This is a genomic window from Epilithonimonas sp., assembly GCF_036780765.1.
GTDB lineage: Bacteria > Bacteroidota > Bacteroidia > Flavobacteriales > Weeksellaceae > Epilithonimonas.
Genome location: NZ_DAIQCG010000007.1, coordinates 109,077 through 129,049, shown reverse-complemented (window position 1 = coordinate 129,049; position 19,973 = coordinate 109,077). Strand labels below are relative to the sequence as shown.

The 19,973-nt window shown below is 35.3% G+C and carries 22 protein-coding genes; 11 read left to right on the top strand and 11 right to left on the bottom strand.

Annotated features, from left to right (window positions below; translation table 11 throughout):
- Positions 1 to 416: 416 nt before the first annotated feature.
- On the bottom strand, positions 417 to 683 hold the full coding sequence (locus tag V7P73_RS11720; RefSeq protein WP_333853906.1) for a helix-turn-helix domain-containing protein: 267 nt from the start codon (positions 681 to 683) through the stop codon (positions 417 to 419).
- A 286-nt stretch (positions 684 to 969) separates the two neighbouring features.
- On the opposite strand from V7P73_RS11720, the gene V7P73_RS11715 reads away from it, so the two are divergent.
- From V7P73_RS11715 to V7P73_RS11700, 4 genes are read left to right on the top strand one after another with little or no spacing between them, the layout of a single operon-like run.
- The gene (locus tag V7P73_RS11715; protein WP_333853904.1) at positions 970 to 2,427 is read left to right on the top strand and encodes an McrB family protein; all 1,458 of its coding nucleotides are present in this window, start codon (positions 970 to 972) and stop codon (positions 2,425 to 2,427) included.
- A complete protein-coding gene (locus V7P73_RS11710; protein WP_333853902.1) occupies positions 2,414 to 4,759 on the top strand; it encodes a DUF2357 domain-containing protein in 2,346 nt (781 codons plus the stop codon). The genes V7P73_RS11715 and V7P73_RS11710 overlap by 14 nt, the downstream gene beginning before the upstream one ends.
- 37 nt (positions 4,760 to 4,796) lie before the next feature.
- Positions 4,797 to 5,420, top strand: a complete 624-nt coding sequence (locus V7P73_RS11705; protein WP_333853900.1) for a peptide deformylase — start codon at positions 4,797 to 4,799, stop codon at positions 5,418 to 5,420.
- A 45-nt stretch (positions 5,421 to 5,465) separates the two neighbouring features.
- Positions 5,466 to 5,810: a phage holin family protein gene (locus V7P73_RS11700; RefSeq protein ID WP_333853898.1), complete on the top strand. Its 345-nt coding sequence runs from the start codon at positions 5,466 to 5,468 to the stop codon at positions 5,808 to 5,810.
- Between the two features lie 118 nt (positions 5,811 to 5,928).
- Here V7P73_RS11700 and trpA read toward each other — a convergent pair whose 3' ends face one another.
- From trpA to V7P73_RS11655, 9 genes are all read right to left on the bottom strand, one after another.
- The gene (gene trpA, locus V7P73_RS11695; RefSeq protein WP_333853896.1) at positions 5,929 to 6,702 is read right to left on the bottom strand and encodes a tryptophan synthase subunit alpha; all 774 of its coding nucleotides are present in this window, start codon (positions 6,700 to 6,702) and stop codon (positions 5,929 to 5,931) included.
- Between the two features lie 54 nt (positions 6,703 to 6,756).
- Entirely contained in the window at positions 6,757 to 7,962 is a 1,206-nt protein-coding gene (trpB, locus tag V7P73_RS11690) for a tryptophan synthase subunit beta (protein WP_333853895.1), read from the bottom strand.
- A 75-nt stretch (positions 7,963 to 8,037) separates the two neighbouring features.
- Complete coding sequence (locus tag V7P73_RS11685) at positions 8,038 to 8,754, bottom strand: phosphoribosylanthranilate isomerase (protein WP_333853894.1); 717 nt, start codon at positions 8,752 to 8,754, stop codon at positions 8,038 to 8,040.
- A gap of 48 nt (positions 8,755 to 8,802) precedes the next feature.
- A complete protein-coding gene (gene trpC / locus V7P73_RS11680; RefSeq protein ID WP_333853892.1) occupies positions 8,803 to 9,582 on the bottom strand; it encodes an indole-3-glycerol phosphate synthase TrpC in 780 nt (259 codons plus the stop codon).
- Positions 9,583 to 9,672: 90 nt separating this feature from the next.
- Entirely contained in the window at positions 9,673 to 9,981 is a 309-nt protein-coding gene (locus V7P73_RS11675; RefSeq protein ID WP_333853891.1) for a GIY-YIG nuclease family protein, read from the bottom strand.
- Positions 9,982 to 10,042: 61 nt separating this feature from the next.
- Positions 10,043 to 11,029 (bottom strand): anthranilate phosphoribosyltransferase, encoded by a 987-nt coding sequence (trpD, locus tag V7P73_RS11670; RefSeq protein ID WP_333853890.1) that lies wholly within the window; start codon positions 11,027 to 11,029, stop codon positions 10,043 to 10,045.
- 52 nt (positions 11,030 to 11,081) lie between these two features.
- Positions 11,082 to 11,699, bottom strand: coding sequence for an anthranilate synthase component II (locus V7P73_RS11665; protein ID WP_333853888.1), 618 nt, complete (start codon positions 11,697 to 11,699; stop codon positions 11,082 to 11,084).
- Between the two features lie 109 nt (positions 11,700 to 11,808).
- Positions 11,809 to 13,233 (bottom strand): anthranilate synthase component I family protein, encoded by a 1,425-nt coding sequence (locus tag V7P73_RS11660; protein WP_333853886.1) that lies wholly within the window; start codon positions 13,231 to 13,233, stop codon positions 11,809 to 11,811.
- Between the two features lie 241 nt (positions 13,234 to 13,474).
- Positions 13,475 to 13,942, bottom strand: coding sequence for an acyl-CoA thioesterase (locus V7P73_RS11655; RefSeq protein WP_333853884.1), 468 nt, complete (start codon positions 13,940 to 13,942; stop codon positions 13,475 to 13,477).
- Positions 13,943 to 14,065: 123 nt separating this feature from the next.
- Here V7P73_RS11655 and V7P73_RS11650 point away from each other — a divergent pair, with 123 nt between their 5' ends.
- The 7 genes from V7P73_RS11650 to V7P73_RS11620 all read left to right on the top strand — a co-directional run bounded on the left by V7P73_RS11650 (position 14,066) and on the right by V7P73_RS11620 (position 17,968).
- Complete coding sequence (locus tag V7P73_RS11650; RefSeq protein WP_333853882.1) at positions 14,066 to 14,422, top strand: arsenate reductase family protein; 357 nt, start codon at positions 14,066 to 14,068, stop codon at positions 14,420 to 14,422.
- 3 nt (positions 14,423 to 14,425) lie between these two features.
- Positions 14,426 to 15,637, top strand: a complete 1,212-nt coding sequence (locus V7P73_RS11645) for a DUF763 domain-containing protein (protein ID WP_333853880.1) — start codon at positions 14,426 to 14,428, stop codon at positions 15,635 to 15,637.
- Positions 15,638 to 15,901: 264 nt separating this feature from the next.
- Positions 15,902 to 16,054 carry a helix-turn-helix domain-containing protein gene (locus tag V7P73_RS11640; protein WP_333853879.1) on the top strand — a complete coding sequence of 51 codons (153 nt, stop codon included), beginning with the start codon at positions 15,902 to 15,904 and terminating at the stop codon, positions 16,052 to 16,054.
- Positions 16,055 to 16,158: 104 nt separating this feature from the next.
- The gene (locus tag V7P73_RS11635; RefSeq protein WP_333853877.1) at positions 16,159 to 16,557 is read left to right on the top strand and encodes a hypothetical protein; all 399 of its coding nucleotides are present in this window, start codon (positions 16,159 to 16,161) and stop codon (positions 16,555 to 16,557) included.
- A 10-nt stretch (positions 16,558 to 16,567) separates the two neighbouring features.
- Positions 16,568 to 17,197, top strand: a complete 630-nt coding sequence (locus V7P73_RS11630; protein ID WP_333853875.1) for a type II toxin-antitoxin system HicB family antitoxin — start codon at positions 16,568 to 16,570, stop codon at positions 17,195 to 17,197.
- 9 nt (positions 17,198 to 17,206) lie between these two features.
- Complete coding sequence (locus V7P73_RS11625; RefSeq protein WP_333853873.1) at positions 17,207 to 17,635, top strand: hypothetical protein; 429 nt, start codon at positions 17,207 to 17,209, stop codon at positions 17,633 to 17,635.
- Positions 17,636 to 17,746: 111 nt separating this feature from the next.
- Complete coding sequence (locus V7P73_RS11620; protein ID WP_089769112.1) at positions 17,747 to 17,968, top strand: DUF2683 family protein; 222 nt, start codon at positions 17,747 to 17,749, stop codon at positions 17,966 to 17,968.
- Positions 17,969 to 18,163: 195 nt separating this feature from the next.
- Here V7P73_RS11620 and V7P73_RS11615 read toward each other — a convergent pair whose 3' ends face one another.
- Positions 18,164 to 19,951: an acyl-CoA dehydrogenase family protein gene (locus tag V7P73_RS11615; RefSeq protein WP_333853869.1), complete on the bottom strand. Its 1,788-nt coding sequence runs from the start codon at positions 19,949 to 19,951 to the stop codon at positions 18,164 to 18,166.
- Between the last annotated feature and the right edge of the window lie 22 nt (positions 19,952 to 19,973).

Here is a 19,973-nt window from a genome sequence, read left to right as displayed (position 1 = left end):
ATTTTGATTGTTATAGAAGTCAAAGTTCCGTTTTTGTCTTTTTAATTTTAAAAGAATGATTGTGATTTTCCGTTATTTTCCTCTTTTTTCTATTCTTATGAATGAAGAAATGTATTGAAATGACTGATAGAAAAGGTATTATGGGAAGTATGTTTTTTTTTGGGCAATATATTTGGAGGTATCTTGGCGGTACTTTGTTGGTATGTTGGAGGTATTTTGGAGGTGGCTTGTAGGAAGCTAATAGGTTGCCAGTTATAGAATTTGATAGCTAAACGATTAAAAAAAACAATTGAAGACTAGAGGGATGATTAGAAAATGTTTTTTTTAGCATAGGGCACTGTGGGGGTTGCAAAGGTTTGTGGTTATCAAACCATTGCGATCTAAAATGGAAGGGAGCGGAAAAAAGTTGGTAGGGGCTACTCTTTGTCGTAGTTTTCTATAATATTGAAAAATAGGATACTGCGGATGTATATACATTGTCCACGGAATTTGGCGCAATGGATTATGCCGTCTTTTCTGAGATTGAGCAGCGTGCGGGGTGTGATGCGCAACATATCACAAACGTCATTCTCAAACATAATGTCTTCTTTTTGGAAGCGGATGATGCCTTGCTGTTTTAGATATTGTCTAATTTCACGTAAAAGTTCTGCCCATTGTGCATTGGTTAATTGATTGTTTTTCATGGTATTTGTTTTTTGATGATTCCAATATTTCTAGAGATTTTTAAATTAATGAATTTTGAAGGGAGGTAAAGTTAATAAAAAAATACCGTGAGTGATATAACTGATGAATAATTAATACCGAAATGGTATTTGTGTTAATGATTTGTTTGAAATAGTGCAGGTAATTTATTGATTATTGAATTTTATAATTTAAATAAAGTAAGCGAAATAAGAGCTTGAAAAGTGGGAAATTTGGTTTATTTTAGCTTTTTGATTTATATAAAAACTATTAACAGCAGTGTAGAAAATGAATAATAGAGAAGAGTTTAAAAATTGGGTTAAAAATAATTTGAAAGATAAATCTGGTGCAGGTCCTGCATACATGTCTTCTTTGGATTGGTTATCTAATAGATTTTATGAAAATAAAAGGATTGATTATAAGTCAATCTATCAAATCAATGATGTAAAATTAATTGATGATTTACATACTGAAGTCAAAAAGCTACAAAAGGATAAGACTTCTTTTATTTATAATCACGATGCTCCCTCTTATGGTGAAAGATATTTCTATTCCGCGAGTTTAAATAAATATAAAGAATTTTTAATTAGTAAAGGTATAGATAAACCAAATATAGAAAAGAATAATAAATCAATTACCCCATTCAACTTCCAATCTTATTATAAATCCTTAACAGAATCTCATCTTCGGTTTGATGAGACTTTGGTTAAACGTTTTGTGGCATCATTGGTCACTAAGCCATTTGTGATACTAACAGGACTGGCAGGCTCTGGCAAGACTAAGATTGCACAATCTTTTATGCAATGGATTTGTGAAGGTGATAGCCAATACCAGATAGTGCCTGTGGGTGCAGACTGGATGAACCGTGAACCTCTGCTGGGCTATCCCAATGGATTGAAAACGGATGAGTATGTGACACCCGATAATGGAGTTCTTGAACTGATCATAGAAGCAAGTAAAACAGAAAACAGTGAGAAGCCCTACTTCCTGCTACTGGATGAGATGAACCTGTCTCATGTGGAGCGGTATTTTGCCGATTTCCTAAGCATCATGGAGTCCAAAGACTCTCTAAAACTCTATACCGGAACTGATAGAAAAAGTGCAGAGTTGCCTATTCCTAAAACTTTGTCTTGGCCAAAGAATCTCTTCATCATTGGGACTGTGAACATAGATGAAACGACGTATATGTTTAGTCCGAAAGTATTGGACCGAGCGAATGTGATAGAGTTTCGCCTGAGTGAAGAAGATATTGCCGCGTTTCTCTCTAGTTCTGAGACTGTAGATCTAAGTCAACTAACAGGTGAAGGAGCCACTATGGGGGCAGATTTTGTAAAGCTTTTGAAGGATGCAAGACCAGAAAGCGATGAGGCTCTGACGAATGTACTAACAGATTTCTTCCGAGAGCTGAAGACTGTGGGTGCGGAGTTTGGCTACCGCTCTGCTTACGAAATACAAGTGCTGTATGCCCAGCTTGGTAAAATAGATAGTGGGCTAGATAAAGATGATATTATAGATTTTGCCATTATGCAGAAACTATTGCCAAAACTACACGGGTCGCGATCTAAAATTGTGAAGCCATTGGAAGCCTTGATGAAACTCTGCCTAAAAAATAAAGAAGGATTTGGTCTTGATAAGCTATCTGAGGTAGAAGCTGGAAATATCCGCTATAAAGTGAGTTATGAAAAGCTTGTGCGCATGTACTATAATGCTATAAACAACGGCTTCACAAGCTATGCAGAAGCCTAACGACGAAATACAAATAGGACTGCAGGATATTGCGGAGGATCTGATGCTTGAAATAACAGCGGAAGGAGATATCCCCGCGAGAACTATCCCAGAGTTGACAGCAGATCTATACGGAGAGAGTATCTACCAGCTGCTGGAAGGACGTAGCTACGAATATGAGCTAACGGGAGCAAGGGCTTCTGAGTACAGCTTGCGAGCCAGAACAAGTGGTGTTGTGGTGCCATCTAAAAAAACCGGAAGCAGAGGAAGAATTGTTCCTAATATCTTTGTTGGGCGCCTAGTGGTAGATGTAATACATACTGCAAATGAACGTACGGAGAAACAGATTGCTCTAGAAGTTGTTGCCACCAAATTTGATAAAACGGAAGATAAGTCTTACCGGGAAAACTATCGTAGGATGTTGGAGGATATCACAGACCACTGTACGGATCTGATGATGCAGGTGAATACACCCGTAAACCAATATCTGGAAATAGATTACACAACAGACAGCCGAACGATGTATCAACGGTTTTGTTTTGTGAAATCTTTTTTGGAGACTAGTGATTTTGAAGAGGCTATCCTAAGAATCATTGGCAATCCTTCTACTACATGGATGAAAGATGAGGTAGTGATACGCGCTTCGCAGATCAAGCGCATCAACCGAAGTACAATGAAGCAGCTGATATTTGGAAGCAGGAGAGAAGATTGTTCAGATTCCGGATATTTGAGCGATGTAGGTTTAACAAGTTTGCCTTATCACATACAATCTCCTGTGAGGAGGGAAAGTACTGATACAGCAGAAAACCGATTCATAAAACATGTGTTGCAGGAGTTTGAGAATTTTGTTCAACAATGTTTAGCTGTCTTCAATAGAAGTGCCAGTTACGGTTATGCTGCATCTGAAGCTAAACGTTTATCTGAACAACTTTCTTCTTTTCTTGGTCATTCATTTTTCAGTGATATTTCCCAGGCTGTATCTCTGAAGCTGAACAGTCCGCTACTGCAAAAAAGAAGTGGTTATCGCGAAGTTCTAAACCGATGGCTACAATTTGACCTAGCCTCTAAACTGATATGGAATGGAGGTGAAGATGTGTATGAAGCGGGGAAACGTGATATCGCTACCTTGTATGAGTATTGGCTGTTCTTTCAACTTTATGACCTGATTGTAGATAAATTTGATCTAGAGGCTTATAAGCAGAAGAATTTTGAGCACCTTTTTGAACCAGATGAGGCAGGATTGTCTCTCAAACTAAAATCTGGTAAGGAACTTATCATAAACGGTGTTACGCGTTTTGCATCTAGGAATCTGAGTGTGCGATTCAGCTACAACAGAACCTTCAAAGGAGGCAGTCGATATGCAGAGGGAAAACACGGAAGTATAACGACTACTCTGCGGCCTGACTATACGCTGAGTATCTGGCCAGCATCTTACAATGAGGATGAGGCTGAAAAAGAGGATGTAATAGTGCATATTCATTTCGATGCCAAGTATAAAATACAGGATATACAACAACAATATACAGAGTCTGATGAGGAATCAGAAATGAATAAAACTGATATTGAGGAAAGAAAGGGAACTTTTAAAAATGTAGATCTTCTAAAAATGCATGCCTATAAAGATGCTATACGCAGAACTGGTGGTGCTTATATTTTGTATCCAGGGAAAGTTAGTAAAGAATTCAATGGTTTTCATGAAGTTTTACCAGGGCTTGGAGCCTTTACGATTAATCCGTCTTTGTATGAAACAGGTATCTCTGGTCTTAGTTTATTTTTGGATAAAATCATTAATCATCTAAAAGATAGAACGACCCATCGTGAGCGTATTGCCAATAACTCCAATTCTATATTAAAAGAGCCAGTAGTAGCATATGGTACTCAGCTGAGACCGCTGTCTAATGATATGGAAAAGCAAAAGACAGATGTTTTGAAAACTAATGTATTGGTAGGTTTTATAAAAACTAAGCAGCACCTGGAGTGGTATTTGAAAAACAAGCTGTACAACTTCCGAATGAATGATGATCATGGTACTCTGATTTTCGAACCAGATGTTGTACAAGCAAAGTATCTCTTGCTACGAGAAAGTGGTAAAGCTATTGCAACACAACTTTTCCGAATAACAAGCCAGGGACCCAAAGTATTTTCTAAAGCAAAACTTGAAGCGCTGAACTATCCTCGTCCTACCAAACCTGATTATCTAGTTATATCAATAGAACCATGTAATGACTGGGATGATCTGAAGGTTAACTACAAGAAGCTGGAAGAATATAAAGCCAAAACGGATACAGGTAACTATAAAATTAATGCAGGAAAGCCATTCGTGGTTACTCTGGATAAGATTCTTAGAATTTAAGTTTTTGATTTTTAAAATATATATATAACATTGCAATATGCGGAATTTTACTTTGATATTATTACTATTGATAAGCTTCAACGGATTTTCTCAAAAGTTTTCAAAGGATGAAAAAGCGCTCATCTTAGCGGGCGATGTAAAAACTGCTTTACCCATTTATCAAACCGATAATGCTGAGCAACACAAAGTTTTGTTAGCTCAGTCGGAGGAAATCTCTCCCAAGGATAAAACTTTGCCGATTTTGATAGAGAGAATGAGATTGGCGTTGGCTGGAACGGGCGGAGGTGTTGGTATTGCGGCGCCACAAGTGGGGATTAATAGGAGAGTGATTCTGGTTCAGCGTTTTGATAAGAAGGATGCGCCGGTGGAATATTTTATCAATCCGAAGATTACGTGGTGGTCTGAATTGTTGAATAAAGGTCCGGAAGGCGACCTTTCTATAGATAATTTTCGTGATGCTTTTTACAGAAGTTACAGCATCCGACTGGAATATTATGACCTTGAAAATAAGAAACACGAGGAAATGGTGGAAGGTTTCACGGCTGTGATTTTCCAGCACGAGATAGATCATCTTTTTGGGATTTTGATTCCGGATAAACTGGAGAAAGAAAAAGGGGTACAATATAAAGAAATGAAAGTTTTTCAAAAATCTAAATATTAGGTCTACTTTTTGAATAGAGAACTTTAATCAATAAAACATTAAACTATGAACTTTATTATCCGTTTGCTGATAACCGCCATTTCAGCATTTTTGCTCAGCAAAATCCTTTCAGGTGTGCATTTCAATGATTTTGGTTCAACCATCATTTTCGCCGTTGTTTTAGGTCTTTTGAACCTGATTGTGAAACCAATTCTTTCAATTTTGTCATTGCCGATTACAATTCTCACACTTGGATTGTTTTCCTTTGTTATTAACGCTTTGATAATTCTTTTAGCGGATTATTTTATGGACAGTATGCAAGTTGACGGCTTCCTTTGGGCGTTGCTCTTCAGTATTCTGTTATCATTGGTCACATCAGCTTTCTCAACAATTTTTGAGAGTAACGATTAAAAAATAAAAAAGAGTTTCAGATTTTTGAAACTCTTTTTTTAATTGACTTTATTTCTCGCACATTCAGCTAAGTTTTAGATATTTGAATCTACCGAATTTGGCTAATCTGCGAGAATATTTACTTAATTTCTTTGATGAATTCTCTTCCTTTAACTTCCCAATCTTCATTGTCCAGAAGAATTTTCACAAAAGCAGTTCCGATAATTCCACCTTGTGCTTTCTCTGTCACATTCTCAAAATCAGATCGATTCTTGATTCCAAAACCGATGAAAACTGGATTTTTCAAATCTAAAGAAGCTAATCTGTCCAGATAATTTTCATTCTTCAAAACTGCATTTTCGTTCCCTGTTGTGGAAGAAGAACTCACAGCATATAAAAATCCAGAACTTAGAGAATCCAGATATTTGATGCGTTCTTCCGAAGTTTCCGGCGTTACGAGAAACGTGAAATTCAGATGGTGTCTCTTTAGGATTTCGCCATATTTATTCTCAAATTCAATTGGAGGCAAATCAGGAATAATCAATCCTGAAACACCAACTTCGGCACATTTCTGACAAAAATTTTCAAATCCAAATTGAAGAACGGGATTCAGATAACCCATTAATATTTTTGGAATCGTTACAGATTCTTTGATTTCTGCCAATTGCTCGAATAGTTTCTTGAGAGACATTCCGTTTTTCAAAGCTAGAGAATGCGCATCCTGAATCACAGGCCCATCTGCAACAGGATCAGAATAAGGAATCCCAATTTCCATCATATCTGCTCCCGATTCCTGAATCAGTTTGGCAATTTTTCCAGTATCTTCCAAAGATGGAATTCCTGCTGTGAAATATATGTTTAGTTTCTTTCGTTGGAAGTTGGAAGCGGCAAGCTTGGTGTTATAATCGTTCATAAATTTAATTTTAAGTAAAATAATTAATTGATTTGCGAAAAGATTTAAAAACTATTAAACTTCCGTCATCTGACTTCCATCATCCAGCTTTCGCAAATACGTTTCCATATCCTTATCGCCACGACCCGAAAGACAAATCACAACGATATCATCTTTGTCAAATTTCTTTTTATCCAAAACCGCCAAAGCGTGCGCACTTTCCAAAGCAGGAATTATACCTTCGATTTTTGTCAGTTCAAAAGCAGATTTCAGAGCTTCATCATCATTAATACTGAAAAATTCTGCTCGTTTTTGATTGAAAAGATTAGCGTGCATTGGTCCAATACCCGGATAATCCAAACCTGCAGAAATAGAATGTGGCTCAATAACTTGTCCGTCTTCCGTCTGCATTACCAAACTCTGGCTTCCGTGCAAAATTCCTAAAGTTCCTAAGAAGGTTGTTGCCGCAGATTTCCCTGAATCAACGCCAAAACCTCCTGCTTCCGCCGCAATAATTTTCACGTTTTCTTCATTCACAAAATGATAAAAAGTTCCTGCAGCATTACTTCCACCACCAACGCAGGCAATCACATAATCAGGATTTTCTCTTCCTATTTTTTCGTTCAGTTGTTCTTTGATTTCTTTCGAAATTATTGATTGAAATCTTGCAACCAAATCCGGAAATGGATGCGGGCCAACCACACTTCCGATAATATAATGCGTAGTGGAAGGATTATTAATCCAATCTCTCAAAGCTTCATTCACAGCATCTTTCAATGTTTTTGAACCTGAAGTTGCAGGAATTACAGTAGCTCCTAGCATTTTCATTCGGGCAACGTTTGGCGCTTGTCTTTGGATATCGACTTCGCCCATATAAACAATGCATTCCAAACCAAGTAATGCACACGCAGTTGCGGTTGCAACACCGTGTTGTCCGGCTCCGGTTTCGGCGATGATCCTGTGTTTTCCAAGTTTCTTAGCTAATAAAGCTTGGCCTAAAGCGTTATTGATTTTGTGTGCTCCGGTGTGATTCAAATCTTCTCTTTTCAAATAAATTTGAGTCTGATATTTTTCGCTCAAATTCTTTGCAAAATAGAGTGGAGTAGCGCGCCCGACATAGTTCTTCAACAAATCCTGAAATTCATTCTGAAATTCTTCGGATTCGATGATTTGTAAATAGTTGCGCTGTAACTCGGCAACATTCGGATAAAGCATTTCTGGAACAAAAGCGCCTCCGAAATTTCCGTAATAACCGTTTTTATCTGGGTTTTGGTAGTTCATAATTGTCAAATTTATGTTGAAATTCTTTCGGAATGACAAAAATGTTTAAACTGTTTGTTTGTCATTCCGTAGGATCTAAATTTCTAGTAATGTTTTAAATTCTATTATTTTATTAATGTCTTTATTTCCTGGCTCGATTTCAAATTTTGAATTAATGTCAAGGGCAATTGGTTTTTGATTGATATTTTTCAAATCTTCCACATTTTCTAAAGAAATTCCGCCACTTAAAAAATAAGGAATCGGAATGTTGATATCGTTTAAAATCTTCCAATCAAAAGTTTTTCCAGTTCCGCCAAACGCATTGGAATCGGTATCGAATAATAGATAGTTGATGGTTGATTGTTTTAGCTTGTCAGTCTTAGCGGAGACGAAGACTTTTTCGATTTCACTTCTGACTTCCGACTTCTGACTTCCCACTCTGATGACTTTTATAATTCCAATTTCTGGATTCAATTTTTGTCTTAATTCTGAAATAAATTCTTCGGTTTCATCACCGTGAAGTTGAATGAAATTCAGTTTTGCTTTTTCAGAGATTTCAATAATTTTTTCAACAGTTTCATTCACAAAAACGCCAACTTTTCTTTGATGATTAAATTCTGAAATCTGCTCTAAACTCAAGTGATTCAAAACATATCTTGGAGACTTTTCATAGAAGATAAATCCCAGAAAATCGACTTTCATATCAATTAATTCTTGAATCTGATTGAGTTTTGTAAGTCCGCAGACTTTAATTTTTGGTTTAATCATAACATCAATTTCCAAGATGTCATTCCGAGCGATGAGGAATCTCATAGATTCTTCACTTCGTTTCTTTCCGTTCAGAATGACAAGGTTGTTATTTTAAATTAGTACATTAGAAATGAATTCCCCGAATTTGCTTCCCGGATTTTCATTTTTCATAAAATATTCTCCCATCAAAAAACCATCAAAGCCTTTTTCTTTCAAGAATCTGAAATCTTCTTCATTATAAATTCCGCTTTCTGCAATAGATAAAATATCCTTTGGAAGTTGATTTTTCAAATCTACAGAATGTTGCAAATCCACTTTGAAATCTTTCAAATTTCTATTATTAATTCCGACAAAATCTACATTTTTATGGATATGTTTCAATTCATCTTCAGAATGGATTTCCAGCAAAACTTCGAGATTTAATGAATGCGCCAATTCTGTAAATTCCGAAACCTGAGTTGGAGAAAGACAAGCTGCAATTAACAAAATAACATCAGCTCCAATTGATTTTGCTTCGTAAAATTGATATTCATCAATCATAAAATCTTTTCTCAAAATCGGAATGTTAATTTGATTTCTAACATTTAAAACATCATCAAAATTTCCACCGAAAAAGTCTGAATCTGTCAAAATAGAAACCGCACTTGCCCCGAATTTTTCATATTCAGAAACGACTTCCAAAGGTGAGACTTTATCATTAATAATGCCTTTACTCGGTGATTGTCTTTTGAATTCGGTGATGATTCCAGACTTGGATTTTAAAGTTTCTTTCAATGAAAAAGTTGGTCTTCCAAAAAACTCAGAATCTTTCAGATTTTGAACAGAGATTTTGGATCTTGCTTCTGCAACTTCTTGCTTTTTTCGTTCTATTATTTTATCGAGAATATTCATTTTGTTTACTTTTTTGGATTTTGTCATTCAGAGCGAAACAGAGTGTAGCGAAGAATCTTTTTAGATTTTCCACTTCGTTAGAACTGAAATTTATTCAATTTTATCATTCCAAAAATCCCAATTAGGATTAATATTTTGAATAAGTTTTTCTTTTTTCATTCTGGAATAACCTTTTATTTGTTTTTCCCTTGCAATCGCTTGGTCTACATCTTGGAAAAATTCGTAATAAATTAAAAAGAAGCATTTATATTTATATGTAAAATGATTAGTATGAGATTCAGGATTCATATGCCAAAATAATCGGCCTTTCAAATCATTAGTTACTCCAGTATAAAGAACTGTTTTATTCTTATTTGTCAGAATATAAACATAATAATTATGTGTTCCTAAAGTTTTCATACTTTAATTTAAAAAGATTCTTCACTCCGCGATGCTACGTTCTGAATGACAAATTTTCAATTTATTTGATAATGTTTTTCAAACTTTGTAACGCTTTTCCATTTTCCAAACTTTCTTTGGCCAAAGCCAAACAACTATCATAATTGCCATATTTTCCGGTGTTTTCCAAAGCAATTGAAGCATTAGCAAGAACCACAGAACTTTGTTCTTCCGTTCCGTTTCCTTCCAATATTTTGATAAATAATTTCGCTGCATGTTCTTTGGTTTCGCCTCCGAAAATGCTTTCTGGTGCAATATTTTTGAATTTCAAATCTTCTGCGGAATAAATTTTCTCGCCAGTTTTACTGAAAATTTTGGTATCTCCAGTTAAGGAAATTTCGTCATAACCATCCAAAGCGTGTACAATCATAAACTCGCTTTTTTGTTTTTGCAAAAGATATTGATAAACGCGCGCAATTTCAAGATTTGCAACGCCAATCATTGTGAAATCCGGGCGAGCAGGATTGACCAACGGTCCCAAAAGATTGAAAAATGTCTTCAAACCAAGTTGTTTTCTGAGCGGAGCTACCGACTTCAAAGCGGGATGAAATAACGGTGCGTGCAGAAAACAGATATTTCCTTTTTCCAAATCGGCTTTCAAATCTTCAGAATTATTTTTGAATTTGTAACCCAATTCTTCCAGAACATTGGACGAACCAGAAATAGATGATGCGCCGTAATTGCCTTGTTTGGCTACTTTTTGTCCAGTTCCTGCAACGATGAAACTTGCTAAAGTGGAAATATTGAAGGTGTTTTTTCCATCACCTCCTGTTCCGACGATATCTACCAAATCTCTGGTTCCCAAATCGACAGGTTTTGCTAATTGTAAAAGTGCTTCACGAAAACCTTCTAGTTCTTCCAGACTAATAGTTCGCATTAAGAAAACTGTAATGAAAGAAATGACTTCGCTTTCGTTGAATTTATTTTGTGAAATTTCAATCAAAATGGCTTTGGCTTCGGCTTTGGTCAAAGTTTGGTGATTGAATAAGTATTGTAGGATTTGTTTCATAATATTTGTCCGAAGTCAGATGTCTAAAGTCGGAAGTATTTGTGCGTTATATTTATTCTTCTAACTTCTGACTTCCAGCATTCGTCTTTAAAAAATTCTCTAAAATCTTTTTTCCATCAGGCGTTAAAATACTTTCAGGATGATATTGAACGGCGTGAACATCGTAAGTTTTATGTTTCAAACTCATAATCATTCCGTTTTTATCAATACTTGTGATTTCTAATTCTGCTGGAAAATCGTCTGGATTTACTGCCCAGGAATGGTATCTTCCAACCTCTAAAGTTTTAGGTAAATTATTGAAAATATGATGTTCACTGGTTTGAGTAGCTTCAGTCGCAACACCGTGATAGATTTCTGAAAGATTAATCAAACTTCCACCAAAAGCTTCGGCAATCGCCTGCTGACCGAGACAAACTCCGAAAATAGATTTAGTAGGTGCATATTTTTTAATCACTTCTAGCAAAATTCCAGCTTCTTCTGGAATCCCAGGACCTGGTGAAAGAATGATTTTATCGTATTTTTCAATGTCTTCCAAAGGGATTTGGTCATTTCTGTAAACATCTATTTTCTCGCCTACAATTTGTTCGATGATTTGAACCAAATTATAGGTGAAACTGTCGTAATTGTCAAACACCAGAATTTTAGTTGATGGTTTTATATTATTTTCCATTTTAATATTTTTAGTTTGTCATTTTTTTGTCATTTCGACTAGAGGAGGAATCTTAATTCAAATTTTTTGAGATTCTTCACTACGCTATGCTTCGTTCTGAATGACAAAATCAATTTACAATTCGTTCTGCTTTTACAATCGCTTTTTTCAAAGCACCAAGTTTGTTATTAACTTCCTGTAACTCACTTTCTGAAACAGATTTGGCGGTGATTCCAGCTCCAGCTTGATAAAATAGAGTGTTGTTTTTACTCAAAAAAGTTCGAATCATAATCGCTTGGTTACAACTTCCATCAAAGCCTACAAACCCAATACAACCTGCATAATAGCTTCTGGAAGTTTTCTCGTGTTCATCAATCAATTGCATTGCTCGGTATTTTGGAGCGCCACTTAAAGTGCCTTGCGGAAAAGTAGTTGCAATCATTTCGTATGGATTTTGGTCTTCTTTAACATCGGTTACGACTTCCGAAACCATATGAATCACGTGAGAGAAAAAATGGATTTCTTTAAGTTTGGAAACCGTTGTATTTTTCCCGTGAATGCTCAAATCATTTCTTGCCAGATCCACCAACATCGTGTGTTCCGCATTTTCTTTCGGGTCTTTTTTGAGCTCTTCTGCAGATTCCAAATCTTTTTCTATGTTTCCGGTTCTTTTGAAAGTTCCCGCAATCGGATGAATAATGGCTTTTCCGTTTTTGATAATCAATTGACTTTCTGGACTGGAACCCATCAATTTGTAATCGCCATAATCGAAGAAGAATAGGTAAGGAGAAGGATTTATATTTCGCAATGAACGATAAACATTGAACTCATCACCTTGGAATTTCTGTTCAAATCTTCTGCTCAAAACCAATTGGAAAACGTCGCCACGGAAACAGTGTTTTTTCGCAAATTCTACAGATTCCAAAAACTCTGAATCCGTTAGATTTGAAGTTTCTTCGCCTAAAGATTCGAAAGGGAAAACCGGAGCGTTTTTTTGATTGATAATGCTTTCAAGGGTTGAAAGTTCAGACTTCAATCCATTGATTTTATTTTCAATCAGGAACATTTCGTCATTATGATGATTGATTGCAATCACGTATTGATAAAGGCGATAACGCATCAAAGGGATTTTATTTTCATCCGATTGCTCTTTGAATTTAATATTCTCAAAAAAAGGAATCGCATCATAACTTGTATATCCGAAAAATCCTTGCGCTTGTTTTCCAATCTCGAGGTTGGGTTTTTCAGATTTAAAACAGTTTGAAAATTCCTGCATCAAATCAGATAATTTTTCATTTTCTAAATTGATTTTCTGAGGATTTTCAAGTGGGAATTTCAGTTCAGCTTCGTTGTAATTTCGGATTTCTATTCCAGCAATAGCATTCACACAGATAAAAGAAAACGAATTTTCAGAGTTCTGATTTCCTGCACTTTCCAAAAGAATCGTGTCCCGAAACTGGTCGCGCAGACGAAGGTAAATCCCGATTGGCGTAAACAAATCTGCCAATTGAGATTTGACAACAGTTTTTATATTAATTATGTTTTCCAAGTTCATTTTAAATAATTTTCAATTTTTATTAAAGCTTGTCGAAGTCATTAACAAAAAAAAGACTTCAACAAAATTTGTCAAAGTCTATTATGATTGAGTTATAGTTAGTTCACAATTTTAGAACACTGATAATCCTTTCAGACCCGACAAAGAGTTTGAAAGCCACCACCAATTTTTTGTGTTCATTGTTTTCATTACAGCAAATTTAGAAATGATTTTTAATTCTACAACTATTTTTTACGAAAATTTATAAAAATGGTTTCATCTCGTCTTCGATATCTTTTCTCAGATTCATTAGTTTTTTTGCATACTGTTCTAGCTGAATTTCCTTTTCCGTAGTTGGTTGCCATTTCGGAACTTCCATAGCTTTTCCATTTTCGTCAACTGCTACAAAAACAATAATGCAATGCGTTTTCTTTTCAAATTGTTTCTCTTTTACATTTCTCGAAAATACATCAATAGCGATATGCATACTTGTGCTTCCTGTGAAAATGACGTGTGATTCCAGCTTTACAATATCTCCGATTTTGATTGGCTGATAAAATCGGATTCCGCCAACATAAACCGTTACGCAATATGTTCCCGACCAATTGCTCGCGCAGGCGTAACCGACTTGGTCTATCCATTTCATCACGCTTCCTCCGTGAACATTGCCTCCAAAATTAATGTCTGTCGGTTCAGAAATGAACTGAAATGTAACCGGTTTATTTTCCATTTTATTCTTATTAAGATTCAAAAATAGGGAAGAATTTTTAGATTACAACCTTTTATTCATTTGACATTTGCACTAAATTTGTGATTCTTAAATTCTATTTTAAATCTCTTGACTTTAACAACAATGAAAAAAGTATTCTATCTCAAAACCTGCGGAACCAACAAGAAAATAATGACACCTCTTGACCTTTCTGATTGGGAATTGAGAGAAATAAAATCTCAACCTGTGACTGAAGCTGAACTGGAAGAAATGTACAACAAAACGAAATCCTATGAAGCGCTTTTTAGTAAAAAATCGACGCAAATCAAGGAAAGAGGAATTGATGTGAGTTCTTTGAAAGAAAAGGATTTTAAGAAATTAATTCTTGATCATTACAGTTTTTTGAAGCGTCCGGTTTTCATCACAGATGATGAAGTTTTTGCAGGAAGTGATAAAAAGAATCTTGAAAATCTGAATGCTTTTTTTGATCATCAAAAATAAATAATGAAACGTTCCGGAACTGCAGATTTACCCCTTCATTACGGTCAGGTTCCGCCTTGGCTTTATGAGCGTATGTCCAGACTTGGGCTGGCGATTGTGGAAGTGATTTTGGCAGATTATGGAAAAGATGAAGTTCTTCGACGTTTAGCCGACCCATTTTGGTTTCAGAGTTTTGGAGCGGTGATGGGAATGGACTGGCATTCTTCAGGAATCACGACCTCTGTGATGGGCGCTTTGAAACGAGCCATCAATCCGAATTCAAAATCTCTTGGAATTTATATTGCCGGCGGAAAAGGAAAATTCTCCAAAGATGCACCGAATGAATTGCTGAGAATTGCAGATTCGACAGGGTTGAATGGTGATGAATTGGTGCGTTGCAGTAAGTTGTCTGCGAAGGTTGATAATACGGCTATCCAAGATGGTTATCAGCTTTATCTGCATAATTTTATTTTGTCTGACCAAGGAAATTGGGCCGTTGTTCAGCAAGGGATGCACGATTCTGACGGAACAGCGAGACGTTATCATTGGCTGTCAGAAAATGTAACTTCTTTTGTCAACGAACCTCACACGGGAATCTCCGGCGTTAATCGTGGCAATATTCTAAATCTCACATCTTCTGAAGCCGAACAAAACAGAAACGGAATAGTTGACATCACAAAAACCGATTCGGAGAAATGGATGCAGGATTTCCAACGTTTGATTTTGCCGGCTCATCACGAAGTTTTAGCGAGCGATGTGGATATGAAAAAGCTGGGCAATATTCTTTGGCTGGCGAGAGAAAATGAACCTGAGAATTTTGAAGATTTGCTGATGTTGAAAGGTATTGGTCCGCGAACGATGCAGTCTCTTGCTTTGGTGAGCGAAGTGATTCACGGGGCGCCTTCCAGATTTACAGACCCAGCGAGGTTTTCTTTTGCACACGGAGGAAAAGACGGACATCCGTTTCCTGTTCCGACCCAAACTTATGACGAAACGATTTCTATCCTTAGAACTGGAATCGAGAAAGCTAAGTTGGGGAATACGGATAAGAATCTTGCGATTAAAAAACTACACGAAATTGCTGTGAGAACCGAAGAGAATTTCATACCCGATTTTAGTCTTGAAAAAGTGATAGAAGAGGAGCGACAAAACTCGTGGCGATTTGGTGGGAAATCTGTTTTTGGTGATGCGAAGCCTATGAAAGGGAATGATGGGATACAGTTGAGTTTGTTTTGATTTTCAGTATTTTATTTTTGTAAATCAAGAACTTTCTATTTTTTTTGTTTCACTTTAGTGAAACTTTTTTATATTTATAATGTAGAAATAGTGAGAGTAAAATCAGATTAAAATTTGAAGATAGTAAATAATCTAACAACTCTTGATGAGTTCAAAAATAAAAATTTTGGTAAGCGTGGAACCAAAGAACGTGATGAACTAGAATCTGGTTACGAAAATTTTAATATTGGGGCGCTCATTCACGATACACGTTTATAATTGGGAATGACGCAAGAACAGTTGGCTGAAAAATTAGGAACGACTAAATCTTATATTTCTAAAATTGAGAATAACCTGAAAGAAGCGAGAATCTCTACACTTCAAAAAATTGTTGAACTTGGTTTTGGTGGACGGTTGGAGTTGAGTATTAAGATTTGAATATTATTGTTTGAGGTCATAGAATTGATAGTTGCGAATAAATACGGATTCCCGTAATAATTATTGAATTCCTCTTTATATTTTTGTGAAAAACTAAATTGCGTATGGAAGAGCTAGAAAATTTAATTAATCAAAAATATAGTACAATATCAAAGAACGATGTTTTAAAAATTTCTTTGGAAGTTTGTTACAAATTAATGAAAAAACAAAGTGGACATTTACAAGAAAATGTTGGTGTTTGGAATAAAGAAACAATTTTGCTTAGTAAAAATAAATTCAATTGGTATTCTAATATAAATTCTGGGCTGTTAGAATTTACTACTGTTGATAGAAATTTTGACACTTTATTAGAAGCTAAAAGTTCAATTTCTTTATTGTTAATGTATATCCAAATTGAATTAGAAGATGAATTTATAAAAACTGATTTAGAGAATCAACAACGAATTATAAATCAAATTTACATTCCTCATTTACTTTTAAAATGGTCTTTAAACAATTTATAAATATCTAATTATGAATATTATAGTGAAAAGAGGGCTTAGAAACCTACAAAGAAATTTTCCGAAAATTGAGTTAATTAATCTAGTTGAAGAAGATATAATTGTATATGAAAAATTTTTAGAAAAGAATCTAAATTATAACATTGAACAAATTTGTCGCTTTGAGGATGATGGAGAGATACAAACAATAAAAGATATAAAAGTTCCTTTTAGGGATTTAGACATAACTTTTTCTATTGAAATTCTGAACTCAAATTATAATGGTAATTACAGTATATGGTGTCCTGAATTAAGAGGCTGTATAACCGAGGGAAAATCTAAGGAGGAAGCTTTTGAAAATATACTATATGCTATTTCTGAAGTGCTCATTATTAATTACGATTATTTAAATCATAATCCACTTACATTTCCTATTACACCTTTACCATCTTATTCTAATATAAATTTCCCAAAATCATTATTTCCGCATACAATAGATTCAAGTTTTATCAAAGTTATTATTGAAGAATATGGATTTGATAATTTATATATTGGAAAAAAACACTTCATTCTAAAAGAAGATAATGAAAATGGGGCCAGTCCTACAATTTTATTTAGAGGAGTTAATGATTTGACCAAATTTTGTTTTGATCAAATAATATAATATTTTATAATGACAAACTACAAATTCGACGGCAAAAGCTATTTCTACGTTTTGTTTGAAACTGGAAATAAAGGTTTCATTTTAAGCGAAAAAAACTTAGACCTTACTTTTTTTAGAAAGTTAGAAGATGAATTTTTTGAGTTGGCAGAATCAATAGGAAAAAAATTTCTAACTATGAGTGAAGAAACAATTTTAACTGAGATTGGATATGTAAGTTTTTACGAAATAAAAACCCATAAAGCAGAAATTGATACAACTAATACAGTAGGTGTTAGCTATGATAAACAAAGGAGGAATACAATGTATCTAATCCATACAAAAGAAAAAGTTTCCGACTTTTCTAATTATCAAAGATTACATCCGAGTCGAGAAAAATTTTTCTTTAATAATCCAAAAATAGCTGAACTCCCTAAAATATCTGAGTGCTATTTAAACTAAAAACCCTCCGAAAAAATCAGAGGGTTTATTATTTAAATCAAATTGAAAAAAAATCAATCTCAAAAAATTAAATCAGAAAATCATTATATTTTTGTTTAATAGTTTAAAATTATGGAAAGTATAACAATTTACCCAAAAGACGAAAAGCAAAAATCTTTGCTCAAATCTCTTTTAGAGGAACTTAAAGTTCGTTTTGAAATTGGTGAAAAAGATGAAACTTTGCTTTCTGAAGAAGATTTTTATAAGAAGATTGATAAATCTATTGAACAAGCAGAATCTGGAAAAACCACAAATATTTCAAAAGATAAACAAAGGGAGTTCTTTAATTTATAAATAGCGTCGGGCTTCAGCCCGATGTAAAGGTAAAAATCAAAATTGGCTTTAGCCAAAACTTAAATAAATTTAGGCTAAAGCCAATAATTATTGCATTGTTAAATGGGCTAAAGCCCATTCCTATTGATATTTTTAAAAACTAAAATCCCATTTCAAACTTTGAAATGGGATTTTTTATTATATCAAATTGATGATTTAGTAAGAACCTTTCTCAATAAAATGAGCGGCAACTTTTTCTGTTAATGCAATTGGATTTGGCGTGTTCACGTATTTTGTAAAACGTCTTAATCCTGCTAACATCATTCTTTGCTCGTCGCCTTCTGAGAAAGAAACGATACCTTCTTTGGCATTGGTTGTGATGATTTCCACCGCTTTGTAAAGGTTCAGTCTTGCCATTGCAGCTTCCACAGAATCTGTGTCGAAATGTTTCTCAGCTCTTAGGATTGCTGATTCTGCCATATAGATTTGGTTCAGGATTTCGGAAGCGTTCAGTAGCAAATGCTGCTGCTTCTCGATGTCCATCATATATTTTTGAAGCGCAGAACCGGAAACCATTAAGAATACTTTCTTCAAATTCTTAATCACTTCTTTTTCCTCAGACATATATTCTGAATAATCTGGAATGTCAAAAGACGGAATGCCCATCAATTCTTTAGCTACGTTTTTCGCAGGCGTTAACAAATCGATTTTGCCTTGCATCGCACGTTTGATTAACATCCCAACGGCTAGAAGTCTGTTGATTTCGTTGGTTCCTTCGTAGATTCTGGAAATCCTTGAATCTCTCCAAGCAGATTCCATTGGTGTATCTTCCGAAAAGCCCATTCCACCGTAAATTTGGATGCCTTCATCTGCTGTATGCTGTGCTAAATCTGATACGAAAACTTTTAGGATAGAACATTCTACCGCAAATTCTTCCACACCTTTCAGTTCCGCCTGCTCGTGGTTCATTCCACCAGCAACCAATTCTTCGATTTTGTCTTCCACATTTTTCGCAGCTCTGTAAGAACCCGCTTCACTCACGAAAGCGCCAGTTGCCATCTCTGCCAACTTCTTGCGAATCGCTCCAAATGTATTGATAGAAACCCCAAATTGCTTTCTCTCCGTAGAATAAGTCAAAGAATGGTTCAGGATTCTTCTTTGGGCATCCAGACAAGCCGCCGCCAATTTGATACGACCAACGTTAAGTGCGTTAAGAGCGATTTTGAAACCGTTGTTTCTTTCGCCCAAAAGGTTCTCCACAGGGATTTTCATATCATTGAAGAAAACCTGACGCGTAGAAGACGCACGGATTCCCAATTTGTGTTCCTCTTCTCCGAAAGTCAGACTTTCAGGATTTTCCAATTCAGAACGGTTGATTACAAATCCAGTGATGTTTTTGTCATCATCTATTTTAGCAAACAATGTGAACGTATCTGCAAATCCTGCATTGGAAATCCACATTTTTTGACCATTGATGATGTAATGTTTACCATCTTCAGAAAGTTTTGCTCTTGTTTTTCCGCTGTTGGCATCAGAACCTGCATCTGGCTCAGTCAAACAATAAGCACCGAATTTAGTTCCAGCAGCCAAGTCCGGAAGGTATTTTTGTTTTTGTTCTTCGGTTCCGTAAAGCAAAATTGGCAATGTCCCGATTCCCGTATGCGCACCATAAGCTGTTGCCAATGAACCTGTAGAACCCGAAAGGTAATCGCAAGCCAACATTGTAGTCACAAATCCCATTCCTAATCCGCCAAAAGCTTCCGGAACAGCAATTCCCAAGAATCCCATTTCCCCGATTTTACGCATAACTTCTTCCGTATAAGCGTAATCTTTTTTCTCAAATCTTTCCTTATTCGGAACGACTTCTTTATCTATGAATTCCTTTGCAGAATCACGAAGCATTTTTTGTTCTTCGGACAATTCTTCGATAGAAAATATTTCGTTTGCAGTGATTTCTTTTACTAGAAATTCGCCGCCATCTAATGTTTTAGTTTCTGTTGACATATTATTGTGATTTTAAATTTTA